The organism is Planosporangium spinosum (assembly GCF_049999945.1).
Classification (GTDB): Bacteria; Actinomycetota; Actinomycetes; order Mycobacteriales; family Micromonosporaceae; genus Planosporangium; species Planosporangium spinosum.
Map to the genome: position 1 here is coordinate 22431 of NZ_JBLYUB010000011.1, position 24770 is coordinate 47200.

The window sequence follows — 24770 nt, forward strand, 5'->3', positions numbered from 1 at the left end:
GGGGGAGATCGGCAGGGCAGTGGTCACGGCCGGCCGGGCGTACGGCACGCTGGACGGATGCGCCTCGCCACGTGGAACGTCAACTCGGTACGGGCCCGGCTGCCGCGCCTGCTGGAGTGGCTCGCCACGACCAAGCCGGACGTCGTCTGCCTACAGGAGACCAAGTGCCCGGCCGACGGCTTCCCGGCGGACGAGGTCGCCGAGCTCGGGTACGCCACCGCCGCGCACGGCCTCGGCCGGTGGAACGGCGTGGCCTTGCTGTCCCGGGTCGGGCTCGACGACGTCACGCGGGGCTTCGCCGGCGAGCCGGGCTTCCCCGACCCGGAGGCGCGGGCGATCGCGGCGACGTGCGAGGGCGTACGGGTCTGGTCGGTGTACGTGCCCAACGGCCGCACGCCGGACGACCCGCACTACACGTACAAGCTGGCCTGGCTGGCCGGGCTGCGCGACTCGCTCGCGGCCGACGTCGCCGCCGGCCGCCCGGTCGCCGTCTGCGGTGACTTCAACGTCGCCCCGACCGACGCCGACGTGTGGGACCCGGCCCTGTTCGTCGGCTCGACGCACGTCACCGCGCCGGAGCGGCAGGCGCTGGCCGACATCCGAGCGGTCGGGTTCCACGACGTGGTGCCCCGGCCCATGAAGGGCGACAACCCGTTCACCTACTGGGACTACCGCGCCGGCATGTTCCACCAGGACAAGGGCATGCGCATCGACCTGGTCCACCTCACCGGCGACCTGGCGGGCGGGGTGCGGTCGGCGTACATCGACCGGGAGGCCCGCAAGGGCAAGGGCCCGTCCGACCACGCACCGGTCGTCGTCGACCTGTGACCGCCGGCGGCTCCCGAACGCCATGCCGTCGTCCGCCAGGTCTGACCGTCAAGACCGTCACAACTTCCGAGAAGTTGTGGTCTCCAGGCACTCCGATGACCACAACTTCCGGCACGTTGTGACGATCTTGGCGTTGGCCCGCCGTGGGCCGGCCACCCCGGGGCCGCGGGTCAGCCGGCCGTAGCCGGGGCCGGCTCGGACACCGTGGCCGGGGCCGGCCCGGACGTCGTGGCCGGCGTGCCCCGGCGGCGCAGCAGCAGTGACAGCGCGGCGGCGGCCAGGGCGAGCCCGCCGGCCACGTACCAGGCGAGGGTGTAGGTGCCGAGCCGGTCGCGGACGAGTCCCGCGGCCGCGGCCGCGAACGCGGCACCGACCTGGTGGGAGGCGAACACCCAGCCGAAGACCACGGGCGCGCCGGCGCCGAAGTACTCCCGGCACAGCGCGACGGTCGGTGGCACGGTCGCCACCCAGTCCAGCCCGTAGAACAGGATGAACACCAGCATGCTCGGGTGTGCCGTGGCACCGAACAGGCTGGGCAGGACCAGCAGCGAGCCGCCGCGCAACGCGTAGTAGACGCCGAGCAGCAGCCGGCTGTCCACCCGGTCGGTCAGCCAGCCGGACGCGACCGTACCCGCGATGTCGAAGATGCCGATCAGGGCGAGCAGGCTCGCCGCGGCGGTCTCCGGCATGCCGTGGTCGTGCGCGGCCGGAATGAAATGCGTGCCGACCAGGCCGTTCGTGGTCGCGCCGCAGATCGCGAAGCCCCCGGCGAGCAGCCAGAACGCCCGGGTACGGGCGGCTGACCCGAGTGCGCCGAGCGCCCGTCGCGCCGCGCCGGACGCCACGGGCGCGGTCGCGGCGTCGTCGCCGGTGGCGCCGTAGGCGCGCACACCGAGGTCGCGGGGGTGGTCGCGCAGGCGCCAGAGCACCAGCGGCACGACGGCCAGCGCCGAGCCGGCGACCGTCAGCGCCGCCGCCCGCCAGCCGTGGCGCTGCACCAGGTACGCCAGCAGCGGCAGGAACACCAGTTGGCCGGCCGCGCCGCCGGCGGTGAGCACGCCGGTCACCAGGCCGCGTCGGCGCACGAACCACCGGCCGGTGATCGTCGCGACGAACGACAGCGCCATCGAGCCGGTGCCGAGTCCGACGAGGACACCCCAGAGCAGGATCAGCTCGATGCTCGACTTCATGAACACGGTCAGGCCGCTGCCGGCGGCCACCAGGACCAGAGCGCACGCCACCACCGCGCGGATGCCGAACCGCTCCATCAGCGCGGCGGCGAACGGCGCGGTCAGCCCGTACAGGACGAGGTTGATCGAGACCGCGGCCGAGATGACGGCGAGCGGCCAGCCGAACTCGTCGTGCAGCGGGTGCAGCATGACGCCGGGCGTGGCCCGGAAGCCGGCGGCGCCGACTCCGGCGACGAACGCGACGGTGGCGACGATCCAGGCGGGATGGGGGCGGCGGGTCACGCCGACCAGTGTCGACCAGGCCGGTAGCGGTCGGCGACTGGCCGGTTGGCCATCATGCGCAAGAATCGGGCCATGGCCACCCGTCACCGCGTCGCCGTCCTCGCGCTCGACCAGGTCGTCGCCTTCGACCTGGGGGTGCCGTCCCAGGTGTTCGGCGCCGCCCGCACCTCGTCCGGCGAGCGGCTGTACACGGTCGTCACCTGTACTCCGGACGGCGGCCCGGTCAGCAGCACCGGCGGGTTCGCGGTCGTACCGGAAGCGGACCTTTCGGCCACCGAGACCGCGGACACCGTGGTCGTGCCCGGCATCCGCGGCGGTCCGCCGCTGACCGACGGCACCGTCGACGCGAAGGTGGCCGCCGCGCTCGTCGCGGCCCGCGACCGGGGCGCCCGGGTCATGTCGATCTGCACCGCCGCCTCGGTGCTCGCCGCCGCGGGCCTGCTCGACGACCGGCCGGCCACGACCCACTGGTACTACGCCGACCTGTTCCGGCGCCTGTACCCGCGGGTCCGGCTCGACCCGTCGGTGCTGTTCGTCGACGACGGCGAGGTGCTCACCTCGGCCGGCGTCGCCGCCGGGGTGGACCTCTGCCTGCACGTCGTCCGCCGCGACCACGGCAGCGAGGTCGCCAACCGGTCGGCTCGCCGGTGCGTCGTACCGCCGTGGCGCGACGGTGGCCAGGCGCAGTACATCGAGCATCCGCTGCCGCGTGACACGGAGGCCACGACCGCCCCGGCGCGCGGCTGGGCCCTGGCGCACCTGGGTGACCCACTCACCCTTGCGGTGCTGGCCGAACGGACGAACATGAGCGTCCGGACGTTCACCCGTCGGTTCCGCGCGGAGACCGGCATGAGCCCCACTCGTTGGCTGCTCCAGCAACGAATCGATCGAGCCCGGTCGCTACTGGAGACCACCGATCTGAGCGTGGAGCGGATCGCCCGGCAGGCCGGCCTGGGCACGGCAACCTCGCTGCGCCAACACTTACGCGCGACGATCGGGGTGTCGCCGACGGCATACCGGCGCACCTTCACCCGCGACGGCGCGTCGCGATGACACGACGGCGCGTCGCGATGACGCACCGACCGCATCGGCGCCTACATTACGGGTGGTAGTCGGCACCGTATGCAGCCGTGATGGCAGCCACGGGACTCCCTCGACCTGGCGAACAGCCGCTACCGTGTACCGAGGTTCGCTCAGTGCCGACAGATGGGAGCGCGATGCCCGCCGGTCCACATCCCCCGGGTCGTGGCCGCGCCGACGCCGGACAGCGTTCCGGCGCCGTGTTCGCGTCGGGGTCCGTCTTCACGCCGGCATCCACCAGCGGGACCGGCCAACGCGCCGGATCCGCCCGGGTGGCCGCACCCGGCGGGCCGGTGCCCCCCGGTCCACGGCCGGTGGCGGCCGGCAGCGCGGTACCGCCGATCGACCGGCCGCGATCCGCGGCCGGCGGTGCGCCGCCGGCACCGGGCACCCCGCCGCCGGCGAAGAAGAAGCGCCGCAACGACCCATGGTGGGCGAAGGTACTCGTGATCTCCGGCGCGCTGCTGATGCTGCTGAGCGGCACCTCGATCGCCGGCGTCACCGTCCTGCTCGACCGGTACGCCGGTTCGGTGCATCAGCAGAGCCTGCTCGGCTCGGAGGCGATGGCGGCCGGCACCTCGATCAACGGCCCGCTGACCATGCTGCTGATCGGCATCGACGAGCGACCCGACTCCAACGAGGGCGCGCGCTCGGACTCGATCATCCTGGTGCACATCGACGCCAACCACGACTCCGCCTACCTGGTCTCCATCCCGCGCGACTCGCGCGTCGCGATCCCGGCGTTCCCGAAGAGCCGCTACGCCGGCGGGGTCGACAAGATCAACGCCGCGTTCTTCTACGGCAGCCAGAACGGCGGCGGGCGCGCCGGCGGGTTCGAACTGCTCGCCCTGACCATCAAGAAGATGACCGGCATCACCTTCAACGCCGGCGCGATTGTGAACTTCGAAGGATTCAAGGCCATCACCCAGGCCCTCGGCGGGGTCTACATGTGCGTGGACGAGAAGGTGACCTCGATCCACATCGGCCACGACGCGAAGGGCGAATACGCGCGCCCGTACAAGATCACACCGGACCTGCGCCTGATCCCGATCGCCGGCGTGAAGCCGCAGGTGTACGAGCCCGGCTGCCGGGACATGACCGACTGGGAGGCGCTGGACTACGTGCGCCAGCGTGACCTGCTCCCGGACGGCGACTACGGTCGCCAGCGCCACCAGCAGCAGTTCGTCAAGGCCCTGGCGAAGAAGACGATGAGCGCGGGGGTCGTGACCAACCCCAAGAAGCTCGACAGCGTCCTGCGCGCCGCCGGTCAGGCGCTGACCGTGGACGGCGGCAGGTTCAAGCTGACCGACTGGCTGTTCACACTCAAGGACATCAACCCGTCCAACGTCACCATGATCAAGACGAACGGCGGGACCTTCCACTCGGAGACGATCAACGGTCAGTCGTTCGAGACGCTCGACCCCACCAGTCTGGATCTGTTCAAGGCGATCCGCGACGACGACGTCCCCTCGTTCATCACCGCCAATCCGAGCTGGGTCAGCGCCGACGGCGGTCCGGTCGGCTGAACCGCCACCGACCGCCCCGGCGGCGAACGACGATCTGGTCGCCACAGGTCCGGCGGATACCGCCGCCGGACAGCGGAGCGTAAACGCTTCCATACGCGGAATCGACGACGCCCGGCCCCCTTTGTCAAACTCACGTATCTGCATCAGTATGTGCGGGTGCGCGCTGCCCGTCTCGCCTCCGCCGTCCTGATCGGCGTCGCCGCCGTCCCGTTCGCCGCCGCACCGGCGCTCGCCGACGGCACCGTGTCGTTACGGCTGGCCGCCAGCCACGGCCCGGCCGGCAAGTCGGTGACCGCCTTCATCTCGTACTCTGCCCGATCCTGTGGCGGCGGTGGCGTCACCGTCCAGTGGGACGGCCAGCCGGTCGGCCCGCCGGACGTGAAGGGGTACAACGGGACGTGCTTCGCGGTACAGCCCATCACCCCGTCCGGGGCGCCCGGGCCGCACACCGTGAAGGCGTCGGTGCCCGGCCGGGACCCCGCGACCGCCACCTTCACCATCGACGCACCGCCCGCCGCGCCGAAGACCACCCCGCCGGCGCCGGGGGCACCCGCGCCGGCACCGGGCACGCCGCAGAACCCCTCCTCGACCCGCGCGGCGCAGGCGGCCCAGCCGTCACGCTCGGCCTCGCCGTCACGCCCGGACCAGCCGACGCCGTCCGGCTCGTCGCCCGCCGTCATGCTGCCGGACCTGCTGGGCTTCGCCGCACCGACCGGCTCGGCGGCGGCCGGGATCGACGGCGCGGGCGTGGCGGTCCGGTACCCGGCCGGCACCCCGTTCGCGACCTGGATCATCGCGGTCAGCGGAGCGCTGATCCTGATCGGCGCGGCGCTTCTGGGAGCCCTGGTGATCCGGCGGCGCCGTCCGGCTGGCGGCGACGTCAGCGCGGTACCGGCCGTCGGTCGGGTCCGCGTTACAGACGTTACGTTTCAATAAGTTACCGATGTCACGTTTCGATAACCGATGAACTGGAAATGATTCCCGTCGACAACATGACGGGAGTGAGGCGTGACAGCGATACCGTCCTGGGACCTCGGCGTCGGTATGCGGATCGACCTGGAGTGCGACGACTGCGGTTTCGTCATCTCGCATCCGGGGACCGGACACGCGGACTGGCGGGCGATGTGGACCGCGGCGCGTGACCACGGTTGGCATGGGGCGGCGCAGGCCGTTGGACGGCACAGCTGCCCGGACTGTGTGACCAGCTTCCAGCCAGCCGCCGCCTGAGCCACCCGGCGTTCCGCCCGCTGCGGGAAGGACGCGTTTGCCCTGGTCGTTACCGGGAAGGGCCGATCAAGGGAGACTCCGCCCGAACCGCCGGAGACGCTGATGACCACGGCATGACGGGGCCGCAGCCACGCAACGTGCTCTCAAGGAGCGCACCGTGAAGACCATGGCGAGCACTGTCGTCCAGTGCAAGCACTGCGGAACGAAGAACCGGGTACCCGCCGCGTCGGAGGGCGTGCCGCGCTGCGGCAGGTGCCACCATCCACTGCCGTGGCTGGCCGACGCGGACGACGACACGTTCGCCGAGGTCGTGGAGCAGGCGTCCATCCCGGTGATCGTCGACATGTGGGCCGTCTGGTGCGGCCCGTGCCGGATGGTCACCCCCGCTCTCGAGCAGGTGGCCACCGAGCTTGCGGGTCGGGTGAAGCTTGTCAAGGTCGACGTCGACAAGGCACCGCGCCTGGCTCAGCGCTTCACGATCCAGGCCGTACCGACGCTCATCCTGATGAAGGACGGCCAGGTGGTCGCGCACAAGTCCGGCGCGGCTCCGGCGGCCGTGCTGCGCACCTGGGTCGAGAACACCCTGGCCACGTCTGGTTGACGCCGTCGGGTCGACGCCGGGCGGACCGGCCGACACCTAGGCGGCCCGATGGAAGCTCGAGCGGGCGATGTGCGTCAGGAACTCGATGTTGGTACGGGTCCGACGGAGCTGGTCGAGGAGGTGCTCGGTCGCCTGCACCGGATCGAGCGGGTGCAGGGCCTTCCGCAGCTTCCGCACGATGGCCAGCTCCTCGGGGGCGAGGAGGACCTCTTCCTTGCGGGTACCGGACGGGTCGATGTCGATCGCCGGGAACACCCGCTTGTCAGCGATCTTTCGATCGAGCCGCAGCTCCGCGTTGCCGGTGCCCTTGAACTCCTCGAAGATCAGCGTGTCACCCGCCGAGCCGGTCTCGACCAGGGCACTGGCGATGATCGTGAGCGAGCCACCGTTCTCGATGTTGCGGGCCGCGCCGAGGAACTGCTTGGGCGGGTACAGGGCGGTGGAGTCGATGCCGCCGGAGAGCGTACGGCCGCTGACCTTGGCACCGAGGTTGTACGCGCGGCCCAGCCGGGTGATCGAGTCGAGCAGTACGACCACGTCGTGGCCCAGCTCGACCAGGCGCTTGGCCCGCTCGATCGCCAACTCCGCCACGCTCATGTGGTCGGTCGGCGGCCGGTCGAACGTCGACGCGATGACCTCGCCCTTCACCGACCGCTGCATGTCGGTGACCTCTTCGGGCCGCTCGTCGACCAGCACCACCATCAGGTGGCACTCCGGGTTGTTGCGCGTGATCGCGTTCGCGATCGACTGCAACACCATCGTCTTACCGGCCTTCGGCGGCGACACGATGAGCGCCCGCTGCCCTTTGCCGATCGGCATGACCAGGTCGATGACGCGCGTGGTCAGGATGTGCGGCTCGGTCTCCAACCGCAGCCGCTCCTGCGGGTACAGCGGCGTCAGCTTGTAGAACTCCGGCCGCCGACGGGCCTCCTCGGGCCCCATACCGTTGATCGTGTCCAGCCGCACCAGCGAGCCGTGATCGTCCCGACGGCCGGCGTGGCGGCCGCGGCCACCCTGGCGGTTGCGGCCGCCCTGGTGGCCTCCGCCCTGCCGGTTGCCGGCGGGCGCGCCGTCGGTCGGATCCGCCTCGTCGGCCGGCCGCACCATCCCGGTGACCTCGTCACCGCGGCGCAGCCCGTACCGCTTGACCAGCGCCGGTGAGACGTGGACGTCACCGGCCTCGGGCAGGTAGCCGGAGGTACGGATGAACGTGCGGTGGTCGACCACGTCGACGATGCCCGCGACGGGCAGATCGGGATGACTGTCCGCCGGAACCGGGCCCGACGGCCGCCGTCGCGAAGATTGGGTACTGCTCATGCCGGTCCTCCTGAAGATGTGGCCGAGCTGGAGATGTGGTGTAGCGCCTGGTCGGATGTGGCGTAGCGCCTGGTCGGATCGGTGCGCGCCCGATCGGGTGGGTGTAGCGGCCGGTCGACCCGGCGTCCGGCGGAACGTCGGTGAGATCCGGCGCCGCCGGAACCTGGACGGTGAGCCCGCTGGTGGACCGGGTGAGACCGGTCGGTGCTGGAGCGGCCGATGCGTGAGTGCTGCTCAGCTGTCAACGATCGCCACCGCTACCGGGTGCCGGCATGATCACCGTTGCGAGAGGCGTCGCGCCGTAGCGGTGACCGGAAGAACCCCTGGGGCAGCACGATCAGCCGGCATCCACAGGGACCACCTAACCGTAGCTCGGCCTACCGCCCGGAGCAACATCTTCTCGCCGATGCCGGGCGCCATGCTCCCCGGCGGGGCAGTCTGTAGCAGAACCCGTGGGTCACGCTGTCACAGATCCCGTGGCGCGCGCCCCCAGCACCGGTACGATGCGACTCCCGTCGATTTTCTGCCGAAGGAATAGCGATGAGTACCTTGGACGGCCGGGTCGTCGTCGGCCTCGACAACGGCGGTACCTGCAACAATGCCACGGTGCTCGACGTCAACGGGCGGTTCCTGGTGGACCGGCTGGTCGAGACGCCGAGCCAGGTGCGGTCCGGCCCGGAGGCGGCCGTGCAGGCGCTCGTCGACGCCCTGGACAACGTCCTGGAAATCACCGGAGTGCCCCGGACGGCCGTGGCGGCCGTCGGCCTGGACACACCCGGCCCGGCGAGCGCGACCGGCGTCATCTCCTCGAAGGGGTCGACCAACTTCTCGCAGCCGGCCTGGCACGGGTTCGACATCCGCGGCGCGCTCGAGGCCCGCCTGGGCCTGCCGGTGATCTACAACAACGACGGCAACGCCGCCGCGCTGTACGCCCACCACGCGTACTTCGGCGACCGGGCGGCCCTGCACTCCTCGGTCTCGGCCATCGTCGGCACCGGTCTCGGCGGAGGTGTGATCGAGTCCGGGCGGGTCGTCAAGGGCGCCGCCGGCATGGCCGGCGAACTCGGTCACGTCCAGATCCCGCTGCACGGCCTGCTCGACGCCGACCAGCCGCTGCCCACCTGCAACTGCGGCTTCGTCGGTGACGTGGAGAGCATCGCGTCGCTGACCGGTATCGAACTGAACCTCCTGCCCTACTGGCTGACCCGTTTCGAGGGCCATACGCTGGGCGAGGAGGCGTCGCTGGCGAAGGCGGCGAAGCGGGTACGCGGCTACGGCGAGGCCGGGGACCCGCTCGCGCTGAAGATCTTCGAGCAGCAGGCGATGGCGCTCGGCCGGCTGTTCACCATCGCGGCCAACTTCACCGACCCCGGCGCGTACTTCGTCGGCGGCGGCGTCGTCGAGGCGGCACCGGCGTTCCGGGACTGGTTCCTGGGCAGGGTGCGGGAACACACACTGCTGCGGACCGAGCAGGCGGCGGTGGCGACCTTCGCGCTCGTACCGGATCTGGACATGGCGGGCGCGCGGGGTGCGGCGATCGCCGCGCTGGAGACGCTCGCCGCTCCCGCGGTGCCGGTCTGACGCCTGTGACCAGGGTGTCTGACACCTGCGGCTAGCGTGGGTGCCGTGGTGAGACGATCGTGGTGAAGACCTCCCGGCGCGGCCCGGCCAGCATCATCGAACCGGTGGACCTCGGCACCGCCGCCCTGGTACCCGACCGGGACCGGCCCGACGGCTGGACGCTCCTGGTGGACGGGGTGGCGCAGTCGCACGTCGACCTCGCCGACCCGACGTACCTCGAGTTCGAGTACATGCGCAAGCTCGCGTCGGTCGTCGACGCCGCCGCGCCGTCCGGCGCCCCGCTGCGGGTGCTGCACCTCGGCGGCGGCGCGCTCAGCCTGCCCCGCTACGTCGCCGCGACGCGGCCGGGGTCACGGCAGCGGGTGGTCGAACGCGACGCCGCGCTCACCGCCCTCGTGCGGCGGGTCCTGCCCCTGCCCCGCGGCGCCGACCTGCGGGTACGCACCGCCGACGCGCGGGCGGCCGTGGAGGGTACCCGCGCCGGCGTCTTCGACCTGGTGGTCGCCGACGTCTACCGGGGTGCCCAGATGCCCCGGACCGTCTCCAGTACCGAGTTCGTCGGGCACGTCGCCCGGATCCTGCGCCCGGACGGCCTGTACGCGGTCAACGTCGCAGACCTGCCGCCGCTGGCGTTCTCCCGGATCCAGGCGGCCACACTGCGGGCGGTGTTCCCCGACGTCTGCGTCGTCGCCGAGGCGGGCACGCTGCGCGGCCGGCGGTACGGCAACGTCATCCTGGTCGCCGCCCTCCGGCCGGGCGGCCTGCCGGTCGACCGGCTGAGCGACGCCGCCCGGCGGGATGCGTTCCCGGCCCGCCTGCTGCACGGCGCCGATCTCGACCGGTTCATCTCCGGGGCGCAGCCGATGACCGACGAGGCGGCTCAGGACTCGCCCAAACCGCCGCCGGGCCTGCTGACCTGAGCACTGTGCGTACGCCGTCGGCGGAGCACGAATCCGCCGGTGAGGGCGGTGACGAGCCCCACCGCACCCGCCCCGATCAACCAGGGGGCGGAGCTCGTGGCACCGGCTCCGGTCAGGGCCACCGGACGGGTGGAGCCGTCACCACCCGCGGCGGTCGCCGTCGCGGAGCCGGACACCGCGACGGCCGTCGGCGTCGCCGCGGGCGTCCCGCCAGCGACCACGCCACCTCCGGGACCGGCGCTCGCAACGGTGTTCGTGGGTGCGGTGTTCGTCGGTGCGGTGTTCGGCTGCCCGGCCGCACCGGCGCCGCCGGTGAAGACCACGTCCGAGCACGAGTAGTACGTGTCCGGGGTGCTTGAGTTCTGCCAGATGGTGTAGATGAGATGGCGCCCGGCCTTGCCGGCGGGAAGAGTGCCGCGCATCTGGTACGCGCCGCCGGTCAACGGCGGGTCGGTGACGGTGAGGAACGGCTTCGACTCCAGGTCGGCCCAGGTCAGCGGGCGGGTCGGGGAATAGCCGTCGGTGGTGACGTACATCCGGAAGGTTCCCTTGTGCGGGATCGTCTCCCGGTACGTGAACGTGAAGGCTGACCCGGCCGCCAGCCGGGTCGCCGGCCAGTCCGCGCGCGGCAGGTCCAGTCCCCGGTACGCGGCAAGCCCACCGCTACACAGCTTGCCGTCCGGGATCACCTGCCGGTCCCGGCCGCCGACGTTGGCCACACGCAGGTTGTCCCACTGCGCGAACGGCTGGGTACCACTGACCGCGATGGCCGCCTTGCAGGCGGCCGACCCGGCGTTGCTGCCGCCCTCCGGACCGCACGCCACCGCCCGGCTGATCGGGTTGTCCGGTGCGCCGTGTGCCTGGGCCGGCGCCGCCGCCAGCCCGATGAACAGCAGTGGGGCCGCGACGGCGAGGACGGTCCCGGCGAGCATGCGGTGTGCAATCATGACAGGTCTCCCTCGACGTCCGGTCCGGTGGGCCGCACCGGCCGGCCCGCCCGCCTGGTTACACGCACCGCGGCGCGGGACCGTTCACGGTCGCGAGGTGATCCCTCGGTTCGATCGACTGTCGTACCCTCTGGGCATGTCCGAGACACCCACCAGCCCGGGTGAACCCGACCCCACGCTGCGCTTCGACCCCGCCGGTCCGTCCCCCGCCCCGGCGGACCCGACGGCGGACCTGACGGGCCTCGATCCCACCCAGCGGCTGGCACCGGACGCACCGGTCCCGGGCCAGCCGCCCGCACCGCCGGTTCCTCCGGCTCCCCCGGCTCCCCCGGTTCCCCCGGCTCCTCCGGTTCCTCCGGCTCCCCCGACACCGCCGGTGCCGGGGGCTGGCGGTTGGGGGCCGCAGCCGGGTTACCCGCCGCCGTACGGGCCGCCGTACGGGCCGCCGTACGGGCCACCAGGCGTACCCGGCTACGCCGTGGCGTACGACGCGCAGGGCCGTCCCCTGTCGGACAAGAGCAAGGTCGTGGCCGGTGTCCTCGGCATCGTGCTGGGTGGATTAGGCGCGGGACGCTTCTACACCGGACACATCAGCCTCGGCGTCGCCCAGCTCCTCGTGTCCCTGCTGACCTGCGGGCTGGGGCACTTGTGGGGCGTGGTGGACGGGATCCTGATCCTCGTCAACGGCGGTACCGACGCCGAGGGGCGCGTCCTGCGCGACTGAGCCGGTTCGCGGTCGGTTGCCGTCCCGCGGGTCGGCAGCCGGCGGCGAACCTCGCCGCCAGCCGGCTCACTGCCCTCGGCCGGCCCGCTACGTCCAGCGGATCGGCGAATCAGAAGATCGCGTCGACGATCTTCTCGGCCTGCGACCGATGCTTGTCGTACGCGTCCGGGAACGCCGACCGCTGCACCGCCTGGGCGGCGGCGCCGACGGTCTTCGTCTCCCACCCGGAGACGGTGACCAGGCGGGCGTAGAACAGCCCGGCGGCGGTCGCGGGGTTCATCAACTGGGCGGGCGTGCCCCAGCCCTGGCTCGGTCGCTGCTGGAACAGGCCGACGGAGTCGAAGTTGGAGCCCACCCCCTGATGCGGCAGCTTGAGCGACTGCGACACCTTGCTGTTGGCGAGGTTGCGCAGGTGGGTCTCCTGCAACGCGGTCACGATCGCCACCACGGCCGCCCGCTCGGGTAGCCCGCGCCGCTTCGCCTCCTCGACGATGGCGACGGCGTTGTCCATCTCGATCTGGATCAGACCGGCCACCGGCGTGCGCCTGGTGGGTGACGGCGACGCGGCCGGCACGGAGGGTGCGGGCGTCACTGACGGCACCGGAGCCGCCGACGGGTCGGGGCGGTCCAGGTCACGCGAGGCCCGGTCGTCCACGACCCGGGCCGGGTCGGCCACCGAGAGCAGGCCGGGATCCGCGGAAGCGGGCTCGACCGGGCGACCGACGGCGTCGATCGACACCACCCCGATCGTCAACACCGCGAACGCCGGCACGAGTACCGAGCCCCAGCGCCGCGCCTTCGATCGACGGGCGTGCCGACCCCGGTGTGACCGACGACGGGTGGGTATGGGCTGGTCGTCGTCGCATTCCTGGGGCACCCGGCCAACCTAGGCAGTGATCAGGCCGGACGGCCACCACGACGGTATAGGTACGGTTGAAATCGATCCTAAATTCTGCTTTAGGTGACGCAGAGTAACCGTCCACCACCGGGTGATCACCCGGAACGTTCCCGCCGTCCACTACGTCATACCGGGCGTGAAAAGAATGCGATTCGTCCTGTCCGTCGTGCTCGCGTGCGGGTCGCTCGCCGGCTGTGCGGGTGGCGGGATGTCAACACTCCCCAGTGAGTCCGGAGGTCCGTCGGTGTCGAGTCCATCCGCCCAGCCCAGCCCGTCCTTCCCGGAGGACCTGCCGGTGCCGACGCCGAGCGGCGGGGCCACCGGTGGCCCCGGCCAGCCCGGCGCCACCGGCGGAGCCGGCCAGCCCGGCGCCACCGGAAAGCCCGCCGCGCCCACGACGCTCACCGGTACCGTCACGGCCGGCGTCGAGCCCAACTGCCTGCTGCTGAGCGGCTACCTGCTGGTCGGCGGCCCCCGTGAGCAGTTGCGCGACGGCGCCCGGGTGACCGTGACCGGACGGGTCCAGGCCGGCCTGATGACCACCTGCCAGCAGGGCACCCCGTTCGTCGTGGAGTCCGTACAGCCCGCCTGACCGGCGAACAGACGGAGAACTCCGTAGAACGTCCAAAAGAGACGGAGAGCCCGCCCCCGCTACCGGGGACGGGCTCTCCGCTGTGAGCGGTGTGTCAGGTCAGCTGACGGCGCCGATCGAGACGTTGCCGCGGCCGACGACCGCGCCCTCGTCCGTCACGACCGTCATCTCACCGAACAACTGCCGGCCGGCGGCGGGCGCCGACTGGGCGGTCACCGTGCCGCTGATGCTGCCGGTGGCACCGTTGGCGAGGCTGATGACGGTGTTCGGCACCGCGACCGAACCGAGCGCCGGCGAGTAGAACACGTCGCGGTACTCGTACGTCGTCGTTCCGGCCGGAACGGCGTAGCCGTCGACCTCGACCTCGTAGGTGCCCGGAGCCGGGTTCACCAGCGAGACCGACTCCTCCGAGTCACCGTCGGCGGACTGGCCGACGACGGCGCCGTTCAGGCGGACATACAGGTCGAGGTCCGCGGCCGGGTCGGTGGTCTTGCCGATCGAGACGTCGAGCCGGGTCGCGCCCGCCGGGACGACGATCTGGTACGTGTGCTTCTCACCGGCCTTGATGCTCGGCCGCGCGCTGAACGAGCTACCGAGCGGGCCGCCCTTGCCGGAGACCTTGACCGGGCCGAAGGTGTTCTTGACGGTCCAGTTGACGGTGCTCGGCTGGCCGGCGGTGACGTTCGGCAGGGTCACCACGGCCGGGTCGACCGTGACGCCCTGGACCCGGGCGGTCAGCTGGAACGGGTTGTTCAGCGCCGGCGAGGTACGCCGGGCCTCGACCTCGAACTCCCAGACACCCGGCATCGGGTTGGAGTAGTCCCGCTCCTGCGGCTTGCAGGCCGCCGCGTCCGAGAAGTTGGTGTAGCAGGCGGTGCTCGCGGTGTCCTCGACCGGCAGGCCCCACGGGTTGATCGCGATGAACCGCGTCTGCGACCCGGTCGCGATGCCCGACAGGTTCACCTGCAGCGCCTTCGCGCCCTCCGGCACGGTGACGAAGAAGGACTTGTACGAGTTGCGGTCGACCGACCCCTCGGTGCTGAAGGAGTAGGCCGGCGCCTTGGTGGTGCCGTCGTTCGACACGATCACCGTGTTGAGGACCTCGAAGTCCACCACGGAGGTCTTCGGGTCGTCGACCTCCAGGATCGCGCTGTGCACGCCCACGCCGGCCTTGGCCTCGACCGTGACCTTGACGGGCTTGTTCAGCGGCAGGTCGACGCTGCGGTCGGCCTTGAAGGTGCCGTCGTTGCCGACGAACCGGAGGTCGTGCTTGACGGTCTTGCTCGGGCCGCTGGTACGGGTGATCGTGACGGTGTACTTCTTGGACTCGCCGGCCTTCTGGCCGCCGCTGCCCGCGGCGCACCGGTTGTAGACGCCCTGACCGCGGTCGGCCGGCTTCAGGAAGGCCGAGATCGGCGTGCAGACCGGCGCGTCGGCCGTGTAGCCACGGGTCTCGACGCCGCCCTTGAGCAGGTTCCACGCGCCGTTGACGTCGAACATGCCGTAGCCCTGCTCGTACACCTGGACGCCGTCGATCGGCTTGGCCGAGCTGTAGATCGCCCGGCGCAGTGCCGCAGGGGTCACGCCCTTGTCGGTGGCCTTGGCCGCCGACAGCAGCAGCGCGGCCGCGCCGGTGGCCTGCGGAGAGGCCATCGAGGTGCCGTTGGCCATCGCGTAGCCCGCCGGCAGCGGGTAACCGGCCTGCGCGACCGGGGAGCCCGCCTGCCACATCGGGGTCGTCGAGATCGCCGAACCCGGAGCCGCGATGTTCGGCTTGAAGCCGCCGTCCTCACGCGGGCCGCGCGACGAGAAGTTGAACAGGTTGTTCTTCTTGCTGACGACCGAGCCGTAGTTGGCCAGCCAGGTGTCCTTGCTGACCGAGGCCGCGACGCTGACGACGTTGTCGGCCACGGACGGGTCGCCGACGGTGTTCACGCCCGGCCCGGAGTTGCCGGCCGAGATGAACATCTGCACGCCGTAGTCGTTGATCAGGTTGTTGTAGAGGACGGCGCGCGCGTTGTTGCCGTCGTTGAGGGCCGGCAGGCCACCGATCGACATGTTGATGACATCGACGTGGTGGTTGACGACCAGGTCGACCATGCCGTCCATCAGCGCGGCCGCGGTGCAGCCGCCGCCCCACGAGCAGGCCCGGGCTGAGACGATCTTGGCACCGGGGGCCGCACCGTTGAAGTTCGGGTTGCCGAGCATGTTGTACGCCGACGTGATGCCCGCGACGTGCGAACCGTGCATCGCCTCGACGATGCCGATGTTGACGAAGTCGGTGTTGCCGGGGATGCCGGCGGCGGTGGTGTCCACCGTGCGCCACTCGACCACGAACGGCATCTGCTCGCGCACGTCGGTGGCCGGGTTGTCGGTGCCGAAGTGGCCGACGTCGAACTTTTCCTTGTACGGCCGCATCACGGCGTCGTCGGTGAAGTCGTTGTTCTGGTTGGTGTCGACGCGGATGTCGTGGGTCACCGGGTCGTACAGGATGCCGAACCGGTCGGTGGTGTCACCGTCGCGGTTGACATCGCTGCCGACCTCGCCGACCGCGATCGACTCGGAGAACCGGTTGATCCGGTAGTTGCCGGCCGGGGCCTTCCAGGTCTCGCCCGCGTACGTGAACGTCGGGCCGCTGACGCTGGTCAGCATCGCGCGCCAGGTGCCGTCGTTGTCGTAGATCGGGTCGGTCGCGGTGAACCAGTCGACGATCTTGCGCTCACCCGTGGAGGTGGTCTGCAGGGCTGGGTTGTCCAGGTCGACACCGGAGTCCATGATGCCGATCGTCACGCCGCGACCGTCCCAGGTGGGGTGCGCCTTCGTGAAGGCGACCGCGCCGGTCTCGTTGGTCGGCATGTACGGATTGGCGGCGGGCGTGTCCTTGCCCGGCCCGGCCGTGGTGCCCTGCGCCGCGCCGTCCGCCTTCGCGAGGGGCTCGGGCTTGGGCAGCGGGATCGCCTCGTTGAGGTCCATGGCCGCGACGCCCGGCACCTTGGCGGCCTTTCCGACGTTGGCCGTCGGCACCTGGGCACGGACGTAGCCGACCTGGTCCACCTGCTTGGCGACGGTACCGCCGAGCTTCTTCAGCTCGTTCGCGACGTCCTTGGCCTTGCCCTTCTGCGTCGCCACGATGACCGTGACGCTCTGCTCGCCCTTGGCCTCGGCCTCGGCGAGCAGTTCCTTGTCGTGTGAGCCCAACGTGTCGCTGTTGGCCTTGGGCACGTCGGATCCGGTCGACGGTTCGGCGTTCGCGGTGGCGACGCCGGTCAGTGAGATGGCTCCGGTGGCCAGCACTGACGCGAAGAGTCCGGCGGAGAACCGCCGGCCCCACATGCGAGTTCTACTCACGTTTCCTCCGGGAACCGGCCCTGGGGACAGGGCGCGTTGTCCGCATCATTCGCACGGGCCGCCTTCGCTGTCACTAGCCACACCGACGTTGTGATCCGGTCGTGACATTCACATTCAGCGATGACCCGATCGAACATTTCACACCACAGTGCACTGTGGCTTCAGGAGAGTCGGGTACGGCCCGGAACCGGGCAGTACCACCTGTCCTCCATTCAGGTGAGCCTGCTGGTCGGGCACCCTTTTTGGAAAGTCCTCGGACCCTACCGGTGACCCAATGGCCATTGACGGCGGCCCGGAGCCCGGGTAGCGCGGCAAAAAAACGCAATTACGTGACCAACATGAATATCGATACCTAGGGTAATAGCCATTGTGGCCATTGCCGACGACGGGGAGGCGCCATGCTGGTCGTGACCAACGAGCGTGCGGGACGCACCGAGGCGGCGGCCGTCGCGGAGGTGATCGCGGAGCTCGGTGGCCCGACCGTGGCCGAACTGGTCACCTGCCACCGGGACGCCGACCTGGAGGCCATGCTCGACCGACGGGCCGGCCGCCCGGTCGTCGTCATCGGCGGGGACGGCTCGCTGCACACCATGCTCCGGCACCTGTGGCGCCGCGGCGAGGCCGCCGACTGCGCCGTCGGGCTGATCCCCCTCGGTACCGGCAACGACTTCGCCCGCGGCGTCGGCATCCCACTCGACCACCGCGAGGCGGCCCGACTGGTACGCGACGGCAAGCCGTGCCCGGTCGACCTCATCGTGGACGACACGGACGGCGTGGTCGTGAACGCCGTCCACGTCGGAGCGGGAGCGGAAGCCGCGATGCGGGCCCGCCCGCTCAAGCGGCGCCTGCGCCAGGTCGCCTTCCCGGTGGGCGCGGTGGCCGCCGGGTTCTCGGTCCGGGGCTGGCGGCTGCGCGTGGAGGTCGACGGCGCGGTCGTCACCAGCGGCCGGCGCAGGGTACTGATGGCGGGCCTGTCCAACGCGCCGACGATCGCTGGCGGAACGGCGGAACTGGGCCCAGGCGCCAGCCCCACCGACGGGTGGGCGGAGGTGACCGTGTCGCTGGCGACCGGCTGGCTGGCACGGATCGGCTACGCGCTGGCGCTCGTACGCGGCCGCCACCCGGACCGCTCCGACGTCATCCACCTGTCGGGTACGACCGTGACCATCAGCGGCAGCCCGTTCCACACGAACGCGGACGGGGAGCTGAGCGGCCCGGTACGGCGGCGCACCTGGCGGGTCGTACCCGGCGCCTGGCGGTGCATCCTTCCCTGACCGCACCGGTCGCGGCTGTGGCCGCGGCTCGTGGCGACATGATCGTCGCTACTTCCCGGAAGTTGTGGTCAAACGGGGTACCGGAGAGCGCAACTTGCCGGAAGTTGTGCCCGGTCGCTCCGGTCGCTCCGGTCGCTCCGGTCGCTCCGGTCGCTCCGGTCGCTCCGGTCGCTCCGGTCGCTCCGGTCGCCCCGGTCGCTCGACGAAGCGAGCGGGCACGCGCTTCGGCGGGGTGACTACGGCTGCGGCTCGCCGGCGACGAACACGCCGACACCCGCTACGCCCTCAACAAGGCCCCGCTCGCGCAGGATCATCATCGCCTGGCGGATCACCATCTCCGACACCGCGTACTGCTCCCGAAGCTGCCGGGTCGACGGCAACCGGTCCCCCGGTTTGAGTTGGCCAGTGCGGATCTTCTCGCCGATCTCGTCGGCGATGCGCCGGTAGGCGGGCACGTATGAAGGCATGTCGGATCTCCCTGGGCTGCAAGGAGATTCAACCACGCCAGCGTGATCCGGCGATATGCAACGATCGCCAGTGGTTGCCTACGATAACTAGTTATCGTAGGCTCTCCCTCGCGGAGGCCCCGCTCCCTGGGCTGCAACCGAGGACACGGGCGCCCGCCGGGTCCGAGGTCGGCCCTCCTTTGCACATCGCACCCGCCCTGCCCCACCACTGGAGTCCACCGACCCGGACCCGACCTGCTCGAACTCGACCCCCGGCGCACCGGGAAGGCCCTGGCATGGACCAGCGCGACATCAACGACATGCTCCGTCGGCACCGCCGCCAGGCGTGGCGGCCGTGGCGATGCCGCTGCGGATCCGCCATCCCTGCCCGCCAAGCCAACTCGCCAGGGAGGAACAGGTGAAGCTCGACACGAGAGCCCGCATGGAGATCGTCATGGAGCAGTTGCGCCGGCAGGCCGACGCAGAACGCGGCCATATCCGACGAAACGAACGCTAGTGAGTACCTGACGGCCCGGCCTTCATAGATCTTGGAGACTTCGGCACCAATGTTGGTGCCGAAGTCTCCAAGATCCGGAGCAACCGGGCGCGGGCCGGGCGCCGGTAGCCGTCCCGCCAGCGCCGGAACGGCCAATGTTCGATGGGATCGGGCCCGACCGGCCGGCCCGGCCGAACCGGGTGCCAGGATCGGATGCGGTGCCCGACTGACGGACATTCCACCGTTCCCCTCGCAAGCGTTCTCCTCGGAAGGCAACCGCACGAATGATCACCCGGAGCGACGTCGAAGCCGCCGCGCGCCGCATCGCCGGTCGGGTACTGCGTACCCCGGTCGCCGAGATCGACCCGGGCATCTTCGCCCCGGCCGGTCAGGTGTGGCTGAAGCTGGAATTCATGCAGCACACGGGTTCGTTCAAGGCCCGTGGCGCGTACAACCGGATCCTGGCCGCCGAGGAGAACGGCGAGCTGCCGCCGGCGGGAGTGATCGCGGCGTCCGGCGGCAACGCCGGCCTGGCGGTCGCGTACGCGGCTCACACCCTCGGCGTACCGGCCGAGGTGTACGTGCCGACCACCGCACCGGCCGTCAAGGTGGCCAAGCTGCGCAAGCTCGGCGCCTCCGTCGTGCAGCGCGGCAGCGAGTACGCCGAGGCGTACGAGGCGGCCACCAAGCGGGCGACCGACTCCGGGGCGCTGTTCTGCCACGCGTACGACCAGCCCGAGATCTGCGCCGGCCAGGGCACGCTCGCCGGGGAACTGCTCGACCAGGTCGGACAGCCGGTCGACACCGTGCTCCTCGCCGTCGGTGGCGGTGGGCTGATGGCCGGCGTCGCCGCCGCCCTGCAGGGCCGGGTACGGGTCGTCGGGGTCGAACCGGAGACCATCCCCACCCTGCACGCCGCGCTCGCCGCCGGCCGGCCGGTCGACGTCGCGGTCTCCGGCGTCGCCGCCGACGCGCTGGGCGCCCGGCGCCTCGGTGACATCGCGTACGACGTCGCCGTCCGTACCGGTGTCCACAGTGTCCTGGTGTCCGACGACGCGATCGTGACCGCCCGCAGGTTGCTGTGGGACCAGCGCCGCGTCGCCGTCGAGCACGGTACGGCCGCCGCCGTGGCCGCGCTGACGACCGGCGCGTACCGTCCGGCCCCCGGCGAACGACTCGTCGTCCTGCTCTGCGGCGCCAACACCGACCCGGCCGACCTGAGCGCCTGACGCCGCCCGATCCGGTCGCCGTGACCGCCTGCGCTCAGTCGTGGTCGGGCACAGCATCTCGGGACCGAACACCTCGTACGCGATGTTCGACGCTGAGCGGTTGAACCGGGGTGGAACCGGCGGCTCGGTCGCCGCCTCCTCCACAGCCGCAGCCGCCGCATCCGCAGCCTCCGCCCTGACCTGCCGGTTCAGGAGCGTCGGCAGCATGCCCGTGCGGAGCGTGCGCGGCGCCGAGCAGGTCGTGCATGCCCGCGAGCAGGTCGGCCAGTGACACTTCGGGCGCGCTGACCAGCAGCGGCAGGATCAGGTCGTTCTCCTTGGCCAGGTGGGTGGCGAACAGCGCGGTGAGAGCGCGCGCGGCGCTCGCCGCCCGGATCAGCGAGCCGCTGGAGGCGACCTCGTCGACGAGCGCGGTGATCGCGTGGTGCTCGCCGAGCATCCCCTCGACCAGCAGCGCACCGGCCGGACGTCCGGCGGCGGCCGGGTAGAGCGTGCCCTCTTCGGCGAGCGCGTGCGGCACAAGGTCGCGCCTCAGGTAGGCCACCAGGTCGTGGCGGGCCTCCTCCGCCTCGGGCAGGAACTGGCTGTCGACCAGCCGTAGCAGGGATTCGGTGCGCTGATCGAGCTCGTGCGCGAGCTGGGCGTGGTGGCGCCGCACGGCCGTGGCGGCAGCCTGATCGCGGTCCATGGCGGCCGAGGTCGGGTGTGACATGGGGCCCTCCCTAGTTTTGATGGCGATAACCGTTATAACCTCGTTTACCATGAGTACGCCACCGCCCGGCCCTTTCAGCGGCCCACCCGACACGTCCCGCCACCGGGCGCTGGCGGCGGCCAGCCGGGTGCGCATGCTGCACCTGGTCCAGCGCTCGCAGGCCGGGCTGACCGCCGCCGAGGTGACCGACGCGACGGGGCTGCACCCGAGCACCGTGCGCGCGCACCTGGACCAGCTCGTCGAGTCCGGGCTGCTGACCCGCAGCCGCCAGTCCGACGGCTCACCCGGCCGGCCCGCCTGGCGTTACCACGCGACACCTCGCGCCGAGGACGAGACGGAGCCCGCGGCCGGCGCCGGCACGGCCTACCGTGGCCTGGCCGCCGCCCTGATCGGGCACCTGGCCCGGGTCGAGGACAACCCGCACACCGCCGGCGTACGTGCCGGCCGCGACTGGGGGCGCGCGCTGGCCGCCCCACTGGGTCGCACCGCGCCCGTCGACGGGCTGGTCCAGGTGCTCGACAGCCTTGGCTTCACCCCGGCGGTGGCGCAGCGGGACGACTCCGACTCGGCCGTACTGCACCTGCACACCTGCCCGTTCCTGGAACTCGCCGAGACCAACCCGGACGTCGTGTGCGGCGTACACCTCGGCGTCATCGGCGGCGCGCTCGGCGCGCTCGGCGCGTCGACCACCGATACCGACCTGGAACCGTTCGCCGCCCCCGGCGCCTGCGTGGTACGGGTCCGGACCGCTGCGGCCGGATCGCGGACGGCCCCGGCCGGAGAAGCCGCCATCCCCGGCGGGCGGCCGGACCGGTGACCGACCGGCGGACCGTCCGGCGGCGCAGCGGCCACCCCGGCGGCGCCCAGGTGCCCGACCTGGCCCCGACCAGCGGCGGGTTCGTCGAGACCGTCTTCACCCAGCCGGGCACCTACCCGCTCCTGATCCACGCGCTGGCCGACGCCGACCGCGGCGCCCGCGGCGCGGTCCAGGTCACGCCGTAGCCGACACCGTCAAGGAGGCCCCGCCATGAGCAACGTCGACGTCCCGGTCCGCCCCGTCCGGCAGCCCGCGCGCCGGCGACGCTTCATCTCGCCCCAGCACGGCGCGTGGGCGATGCTCGCGGTGCCGTACCTCGCCGGACTGATCGCGGCCGGCTACCGCTGGCCCGACGTACCGCTGCTCGTCGCCTGGGTCGCCGGGTACCTGCTGTCCTACTACGTCTTCCAGGCGGTCAAGTCCCGCCGGGTCAGCCGCTACCGCGACCAGTTGGTGCTGTACGCCGCCGTCGCCGCGCCACTGGCGGCGGTCGTGGTCATCGCGCGGCCCCGGGTACTGCTCTACGCGCCCGTCTACGCCGCGCTGTTCGCCGTCAACGCCTGGTACGCCGCCAGGCGCCGGGAACGGGCGTTCGTCAACGACGTCGCCTCGGTGCTGCAGAGCTGCCTGATGGTGTTCGTCGTCGGCGCCGTCGCCGGGGTCGCGCCGACCGCCGTGCTCGGCGCGTTCGTGCTATGCCTGGCGTACTTCCTGGGCACCGTCTACTACGTCAAGACGATCATCCGCGAGCGCGGCAACCCCGCGTATCTTCGCCTGTCCGTCGGCTATCACGTCCTCGCGTTCGCGGTCGCGGCCTGGTTCGGGCCGTGGAGCGCCGCGCTGTTCGCCTGGCTGCTGGCCCGCGCCGCACTCGTCCCCCGGCTCGGCTGGACGCCGAAACGGACCGGCGTGGTGGAGATCGCCAACAGCGCGCTGCTGTTGCTGGTCGTGGCTACGGCGCTGCCGTAGCGCGGCGATCGGAGCCTCACGGCGCAAGGCCACTCCCCTGGACCCTGGCTGGAGGCGGCGCCGTCAGCAGCGCAACCTGGGAGACATCCATCAGACCGGTGAACACGCCGTCCACCGGCAGGCGGGTCCCCGCACCGTGTTCGTACCAGACGTACCGCGAGGCGTTGGTGTGCGTGGTCCGGTGGCGATCACACCGGTCGCGGGGAAGCGACCGCGGTGGCCCCGGCCGGCGCGCGAACGCTGCCGGGGCCACCTACCGCCGTCATTCAGGACTGTCCGCGGCTGTTGCTGTCCGACCTTCTCATCCGTGGCTGTTCGCGGAAGGGTCTCTTGGGGCCGGACGCACGGTCAGCGAGCGCCCCACCTTCCCGCTCGGTCAGGCTCGGTTGCTGGCGCTGCAGTACTTCACTGCGGTACAGACGCAGCCCTAGTGGGACGGGGCCGGGCCTGGCGTGACGAGGACGCCCGGCTGCGCGGGGGTCGACGCGGTCGGGCACGGCGACACGGCAATGCCCCGGTATGCGGGGTCCGTCTGGGCCGGGCACGACGATACGGCCGGGCTCGGGTCCACGGGATGCGACGCGGCCGGGCTCGGCGACACCGCCGGGCTCGGCGACACCGCCGGGCTCGGCGATACGGCGGGGCTGGGCGATACGGCGGGGCTGGGCGACACGGCCGGGCTCGGGTCCACGGGATGTGACGCGGCCGGGCTCGGCGACGCCGGCGGTGCGGGGTTTCCACCGCTGGCGAGCGCGAACGGCGTGGCGACGCCAATCGCCAGCACGGCACCTGCCGCGACTAGCGTGATTTTCACTGAGCGTCGTCGTGCCCCGCGCAATGCCCGGCTGGTGAGATCCACCGGTTGTGCCTCCTCTGCGATATCGGTGAGTGCGGTACGGATCAGATCGGGGATGTCGTGGGTCAACGGAGCACCTCCGTCAGTTGCACGTCGGTGTCGGCCGGCAGTAGCTCCCGCAGTCGGGCGAGCGCCCGGTGGGTACGGCTGCGGACGGTCCCCACCGAACAGCCGAGCACGTCGGCCGCCTGGGTCTCGGTGAGATCCTCGAAGTACCGCAGCACCAGGACAGCCCGCTGCGCAGGTGGCAGCCGCAGCAGGGCCGTCCGTACCGAGAGCCGGAGATCGGTGTTCCCGGTGGTGTCGGCGGCGACCCGGTCCGGCGGCGGGTCGACCGCCACCTCCCGGTGTCGGCCGAGCCGGCGCCACCAGCTCACCTGTTCGCGGTACATAACGGTGCGTACATAGCCTTCGGGGTCCTCGTGCCGCAGCGTGCGCCAGCGCGCCGCGGTCTTGGTCAGCGCGCTCTGCAGGAGGTCCTCCGCCGCGTGCTGGTCGCCGGTCAACATGTACGCAACCCGGATCAGCGTGTGCGTGCGTGCTGCCACGAATTCGCCGAACCGGACCCTGGCCTCGTCGTCCACATCACCCCCGTAATCTGTCCACCTGTACAGACGCCTGCGGGGGCCGGATCTATCCACGTGGGATCAGCTGTACCACCAGAATCTCGCTCGCCTTGACGGCCGCGCCTCGGCCGCCCCGGGTCTGACTTGACTCACAGAGACGCCGCCATCTACCGCACAACCCCGCCTGCGTCGGGCGCCGCCCCACCGATCGACACCCATCCTTCGTCAACTGGCCGGGGCCACGGATGGCCGTAGGACATCGACGTACTGAAGCACAGCGCCCTTGACACCAGGCGGTCCGCCACCACCGAGGGCGACGCCAACCCGCCGGCGACCTCCGACCG

General features: G+C 71.5%; 23 protein-coding genes and 1 pseudogene. 16 read left to right on the top strand and 8 right to left on the bottom strand.

The genetic code is table 11. The features are described 5' to 3' along the window. Positions 1-57: 57 nt before the first annotated feature. On the top strand, positions 58-828 hold the full coding sequence (locus tag ACNTMW_RS16350) for an exodeoxyribonuclease III (protein WP_426634481.1): 771 nt from the start codon (positions 58-60) through the stop codon (positions 826-828). 170 nt (positions 829-998) lie between these two features. On the opposite strand, the gene ACNTMW_RS16355 is transcribed toward ACNTMW_RS16350, so the two are convergent. Next, the gene (locus tag ACNTMW_RS16355; RefSeq protein ID WP_426634482.1) at positions 999-2300 is read right to left on the bottom strand and encodes an MFS transporter; all 1302 of its coding nucleotides are present in this window, start codon (positions 2298-2300) and stop codon (positions 999-1001) included. A gap of 54 nt (positions 2301-2354) precedes the next feature. On the opposite strand from ACNTMW_RS16355, the gene ACNTMW_RS16360 reads away from it, so the two are divergent. The 5 genes from ACNTMW_RS16360 to trxA all read left to right on the top strand — a co-directional run bounded on the left by ACNTMW_RS16360 (position 2355) and on the right by trxA (position 6734). After that, on the top strand, positions 2355-3353 hold the full coding sequence (locus tag ACNTMW_RS16360) for a GlxA family transcriptional regulator (RefSeq protein ID WP_426634483.1): 999 nt from the start codon (positions 2355-2357) through the stop codon (positions 3351-3353). Positions 3354-3694: 341 nt separating this feature from the next. Beyond that, a complete protein-coding gene (locus tag ACNTMW_RS16365; RefSeq protein ID WP_426634484.1) occupies positions 3695-4906 on the top strand; it encodes an LCP family protein in 1212 nt (403 codons plus the stop codon). A 156-nt stretch (positions 4907-5062) separates the two neighbouring features. Beyond that, positions 5063-5842: a hypothetical protein gene (locus ACNTMW_RS16370; RefSeq protein WP_426634485.1), complete on the top strand. Its 780-nt coding sequence runs from the start codon at positions 5063-5065 to the stop codon at positions 5840-5842. 72 nt (positions 5843-5914) lie between these two features. Next, on the top strand, positions 5915-6133 hold the full coding sequence (locus ACNTMW_RS16375) for a hypothetical protein (RefSeq protein ID WP_426634486.1): 219 nt from the start codon (positions 5915-5917) through the stop codon (positions 6131-6133). A gap of 166 nt (positions 6134-6299) precedes the next feature. Then, complete coding sequence (trxA, locus tag ACNTMW_RS16380) at positions 6300-6734, top strand: thioredoxin (RefSeq protein ID WP_426634637.1); 435 nt, start codon at positions 6300-6302, stop codon at positions 6732-6734. Between the two features lie 36 nt (positions 6735-6770). Here trxA and rho read toward each other — a convergent pair. Continuing rightward, positions 6771-7943, bottom strand: a pseudogene (gene rho / locus ACNTMW_RS16385) (transcription termination factor Rho); the annotation flags it as partial. Positions 7944-8591: 648 nt separating this feature from the next. Between rho and ACNTMW_RS16390 the strand changes: the two are divergent. Together ACNTMW_RS16390 and ACNTMW_RS16395 are read left to right on the top strand one after the other, a co-directional pair. Beyond that, entirely contained in the window at positions 8592-9632 is a 1041-nt protein-coding gene (locus ACNTMW_RS16390) for an ROK family protein (protein ID WP_426634487.1), read from the top strand. A 59-nt stretch (positions 9633-9691) separates the two neighbouring features. Then, positions 9692-10552 carry a spermidine synthase gene (locus tag ACNTMW_RS16395; protein ID WP_426634488.1) on the top strand — a complete coding sequence of 287 codons (861 nt, stop codon included), beginning with the start codon at positions 9692-9694 and terminating at the stop codon, positions 10550-10552. Here the strand turns inward: ACNTMW_RS16395 and ACNTMW_RS16400 are convergent. Beyond that, on the bottom strand, positions 10513-11499 hold the full coding sequence (locus tag ACNTMW_RS16400) for a lytic polysaccharide monooxygenase auxiliary activity family 9 protein (protein ID WP_426634490.1): 987 nt from the start codon (positions 11497-11499) through the stop codon (positions 10513-10515). The genes ACNTMW_RS16395 and ACNTMW_RS16400 overlap by 40 nt on opposite strands. Before the next feature lie 136 nt (positions 11500-11635). Between ACNTMW_RS16400 and ACNTMW_RS16405 the strand changes: the two genes are divergently transcribed. Then, positions 11636-12223 carry a TM2 domain-containing protein gene (locus ACNTMW_RS16405; protein ID WP_426634491.1) on the top strand — a complete coding sequence of 196 codons (588 nt, stop codon included), beginning with the start codon at positions 11636-11638 and terminating at the stop codon, positions 12221-12223. A gap of 109 nt (positions 12224-12332) precedes the next feature. Here ACNTMW_RS16405 and ACNTMW_RS16410 read toward each other — a convergent pair whose 3' ends face one another. Then, positions 12333-13100, bottom strand: coding sequence for a hypothetical protein (locus tag ACNTMW_RS16410; protein WP_426634492.1), 768 nt, complete (start codon positions 13098-13100; stop codon positions 12333-12335). A 265-nt stretch (positions 13101-13365) separates the two neighbouring features. On the opposite strand from ACNTMW_RS16410, the gene ACNTMW_RS16415 reads away from it, so the two are divergent. Continuing rightward, entirely contained in the window at positions 13366-13713 is a 348-nt protein-coding gene (locus ACNTMW_RS16415; protein WP_426634493.1) for a hypothetical protein, read from the top strand. A gap of 99 nt (positions 13714-13812) precedes the next feature. Here the strand turns inward: ACNTMW_RS16415 and ACNTMW_RS16420 are convergent, their stop codons facing one another. Continuing rightward, entirely contained in the window at positions 13813-17061 is a 3249-nt protein-coding gene (locus tag ACNTMW_RS16420; protein WP_426634494.1) for a S8 family serine peptidase, read from the bottom strand. 398 nt (positions 17062-17459) lie between these two features. On the opposite strand from ACNTMW_RS16420, the gene ACNTMW_RS16425 reads away from it, so the two are divergent. Then, the gene (locus tag ACNTMW_RS16425; protein WP_426634495.1) at positions 17460-18335 is read left to right on the top strand and encodes a diacylglycerol/lipid kinase family protein; all 876 of its coding nucleotides are present in this window, start codon (positions 17460-17462) and stop codon (positions 18333-18335) included. A gap of 236 nt (positions 18336-18571) precedes the next feature. Here the strand turns inward: ACNTMW_RS16425 and ACNTMW_RS16430 are convergent, their stop codons facing one another. Beyond that, a complete protein-coding gene (locus ACNTMW_RS16430) occupies positions 18572-18802 on the bottom strand; it encodes a winged helix-turn-helix domain-containing protein (protein ID WP_426634496.1) in 231 nt (76 codons plus the stop codon). A 334-nt stretch (positions 18803-19136) separates the two neighbouring features. Here ACNTMW_RS16430 and ACNTMW_RS16435 point away from each other — a divergent pair, with 334 nt between their 5' ends. Beyond that, positions 19137-19298, top strand: a complete 162-nt coding sequence (locus ACNTMW_RS16435; RefSeq protein ID WP_426634497.1) for a hypothetical protein — start codon at positions 19137-19139, stop codon at positions 19296-19298. A gap of 263 nt (positions 19299-19561) precedes the next feature. Beyond that, entirely contained in the window at positions 19562-20506 is a 945-nt protein-coding gene (locus tag ACNTMW_RS16440) for a threonine/serine dehydratase (protein WP_426634498.1), read from the top strand. Positions 20507-20540: 34 nt separating this feature from the next. Here the strand turns inward: ACNTMW_RS16440 and ACNTMW_RS16445 are convergent, their stop codons facing one another. Next, positions 20541-21218: a hemerythrin domain-containing protein gene (locus ACNTMW_RS16445; RefSeq protein WP_426634499.1), complete on the bottom strand. Its 678-nt coding sequence runs from the start codon at positions 21216-21218 to the stop codon at positions 20541-20543. A 49-nt stretch (positions 21219-21267) separates the two neighbouring features. Between ACNTMW_RS16445 and ACNTMW_RS16450 the strand changes: the two genes are divergently transcribed. Genes ACNTMW_RS16450 through ACNTMW_RS16460 form a run of 3 tightly spaced genes read left to right on the top strand, consistent with a single transcriptional unit; the run spans position 21268 to position 23004 of the window. Then, positions 21268-22035, top strand: a complete 768-nt coding sequence (locus tag ACNTMW_RS16450; RefSeq protein ID WP_426634500.1) for a helix-turn-helix transcriptional regulator — start codon at positions 21268-21270, stop codon at positions 22033-22035. Beyond that, positions 22032-22220, top strand: coding sequence for a cupredoxin domain-containing protein (locus tag ACNTMW_RS16455; protein ID WP_426634501.1), 189 nt, complete (start codon positions 22032-22034; stop codon positions 22218-22220). The genes ACNTMW_RS16450 and ACNTMW_RS16455 overlap by 4 nt, the downstream gene beginning before the upstream one ends. A gap of 25 nt (positions 22221-22245) precedes the next feature. Beyond that, positions 22246-23004 (top strand): YwiC-like family protein, encoded by a 759-nt coding sequence (locus ACNTMW_RS16460; RefSeq protein WP_426634502.1) that lies wholly within the window; start codon positions 22246-22248, stop codon positions 23002-23004. Positions 23005-23925: 921 nt separating this feature from the next. Here the strand turns inward: ACNTMW_RS16460 and ACNTMW_RS16465 are convergent. Then, positions 23926-24444: a SigE family RNA polymerase sigma factor gene (locus ACNTMW_RS16465; protein WP_426634503.1), complete on the bottom strand. Its 519-nt coding sequence runs from the start codon at positions 24442-24444 to the stop codon at positions 23926-23928. Between the last annotated feature and the right edge of the window lie 326 nt (positions 24445-24770).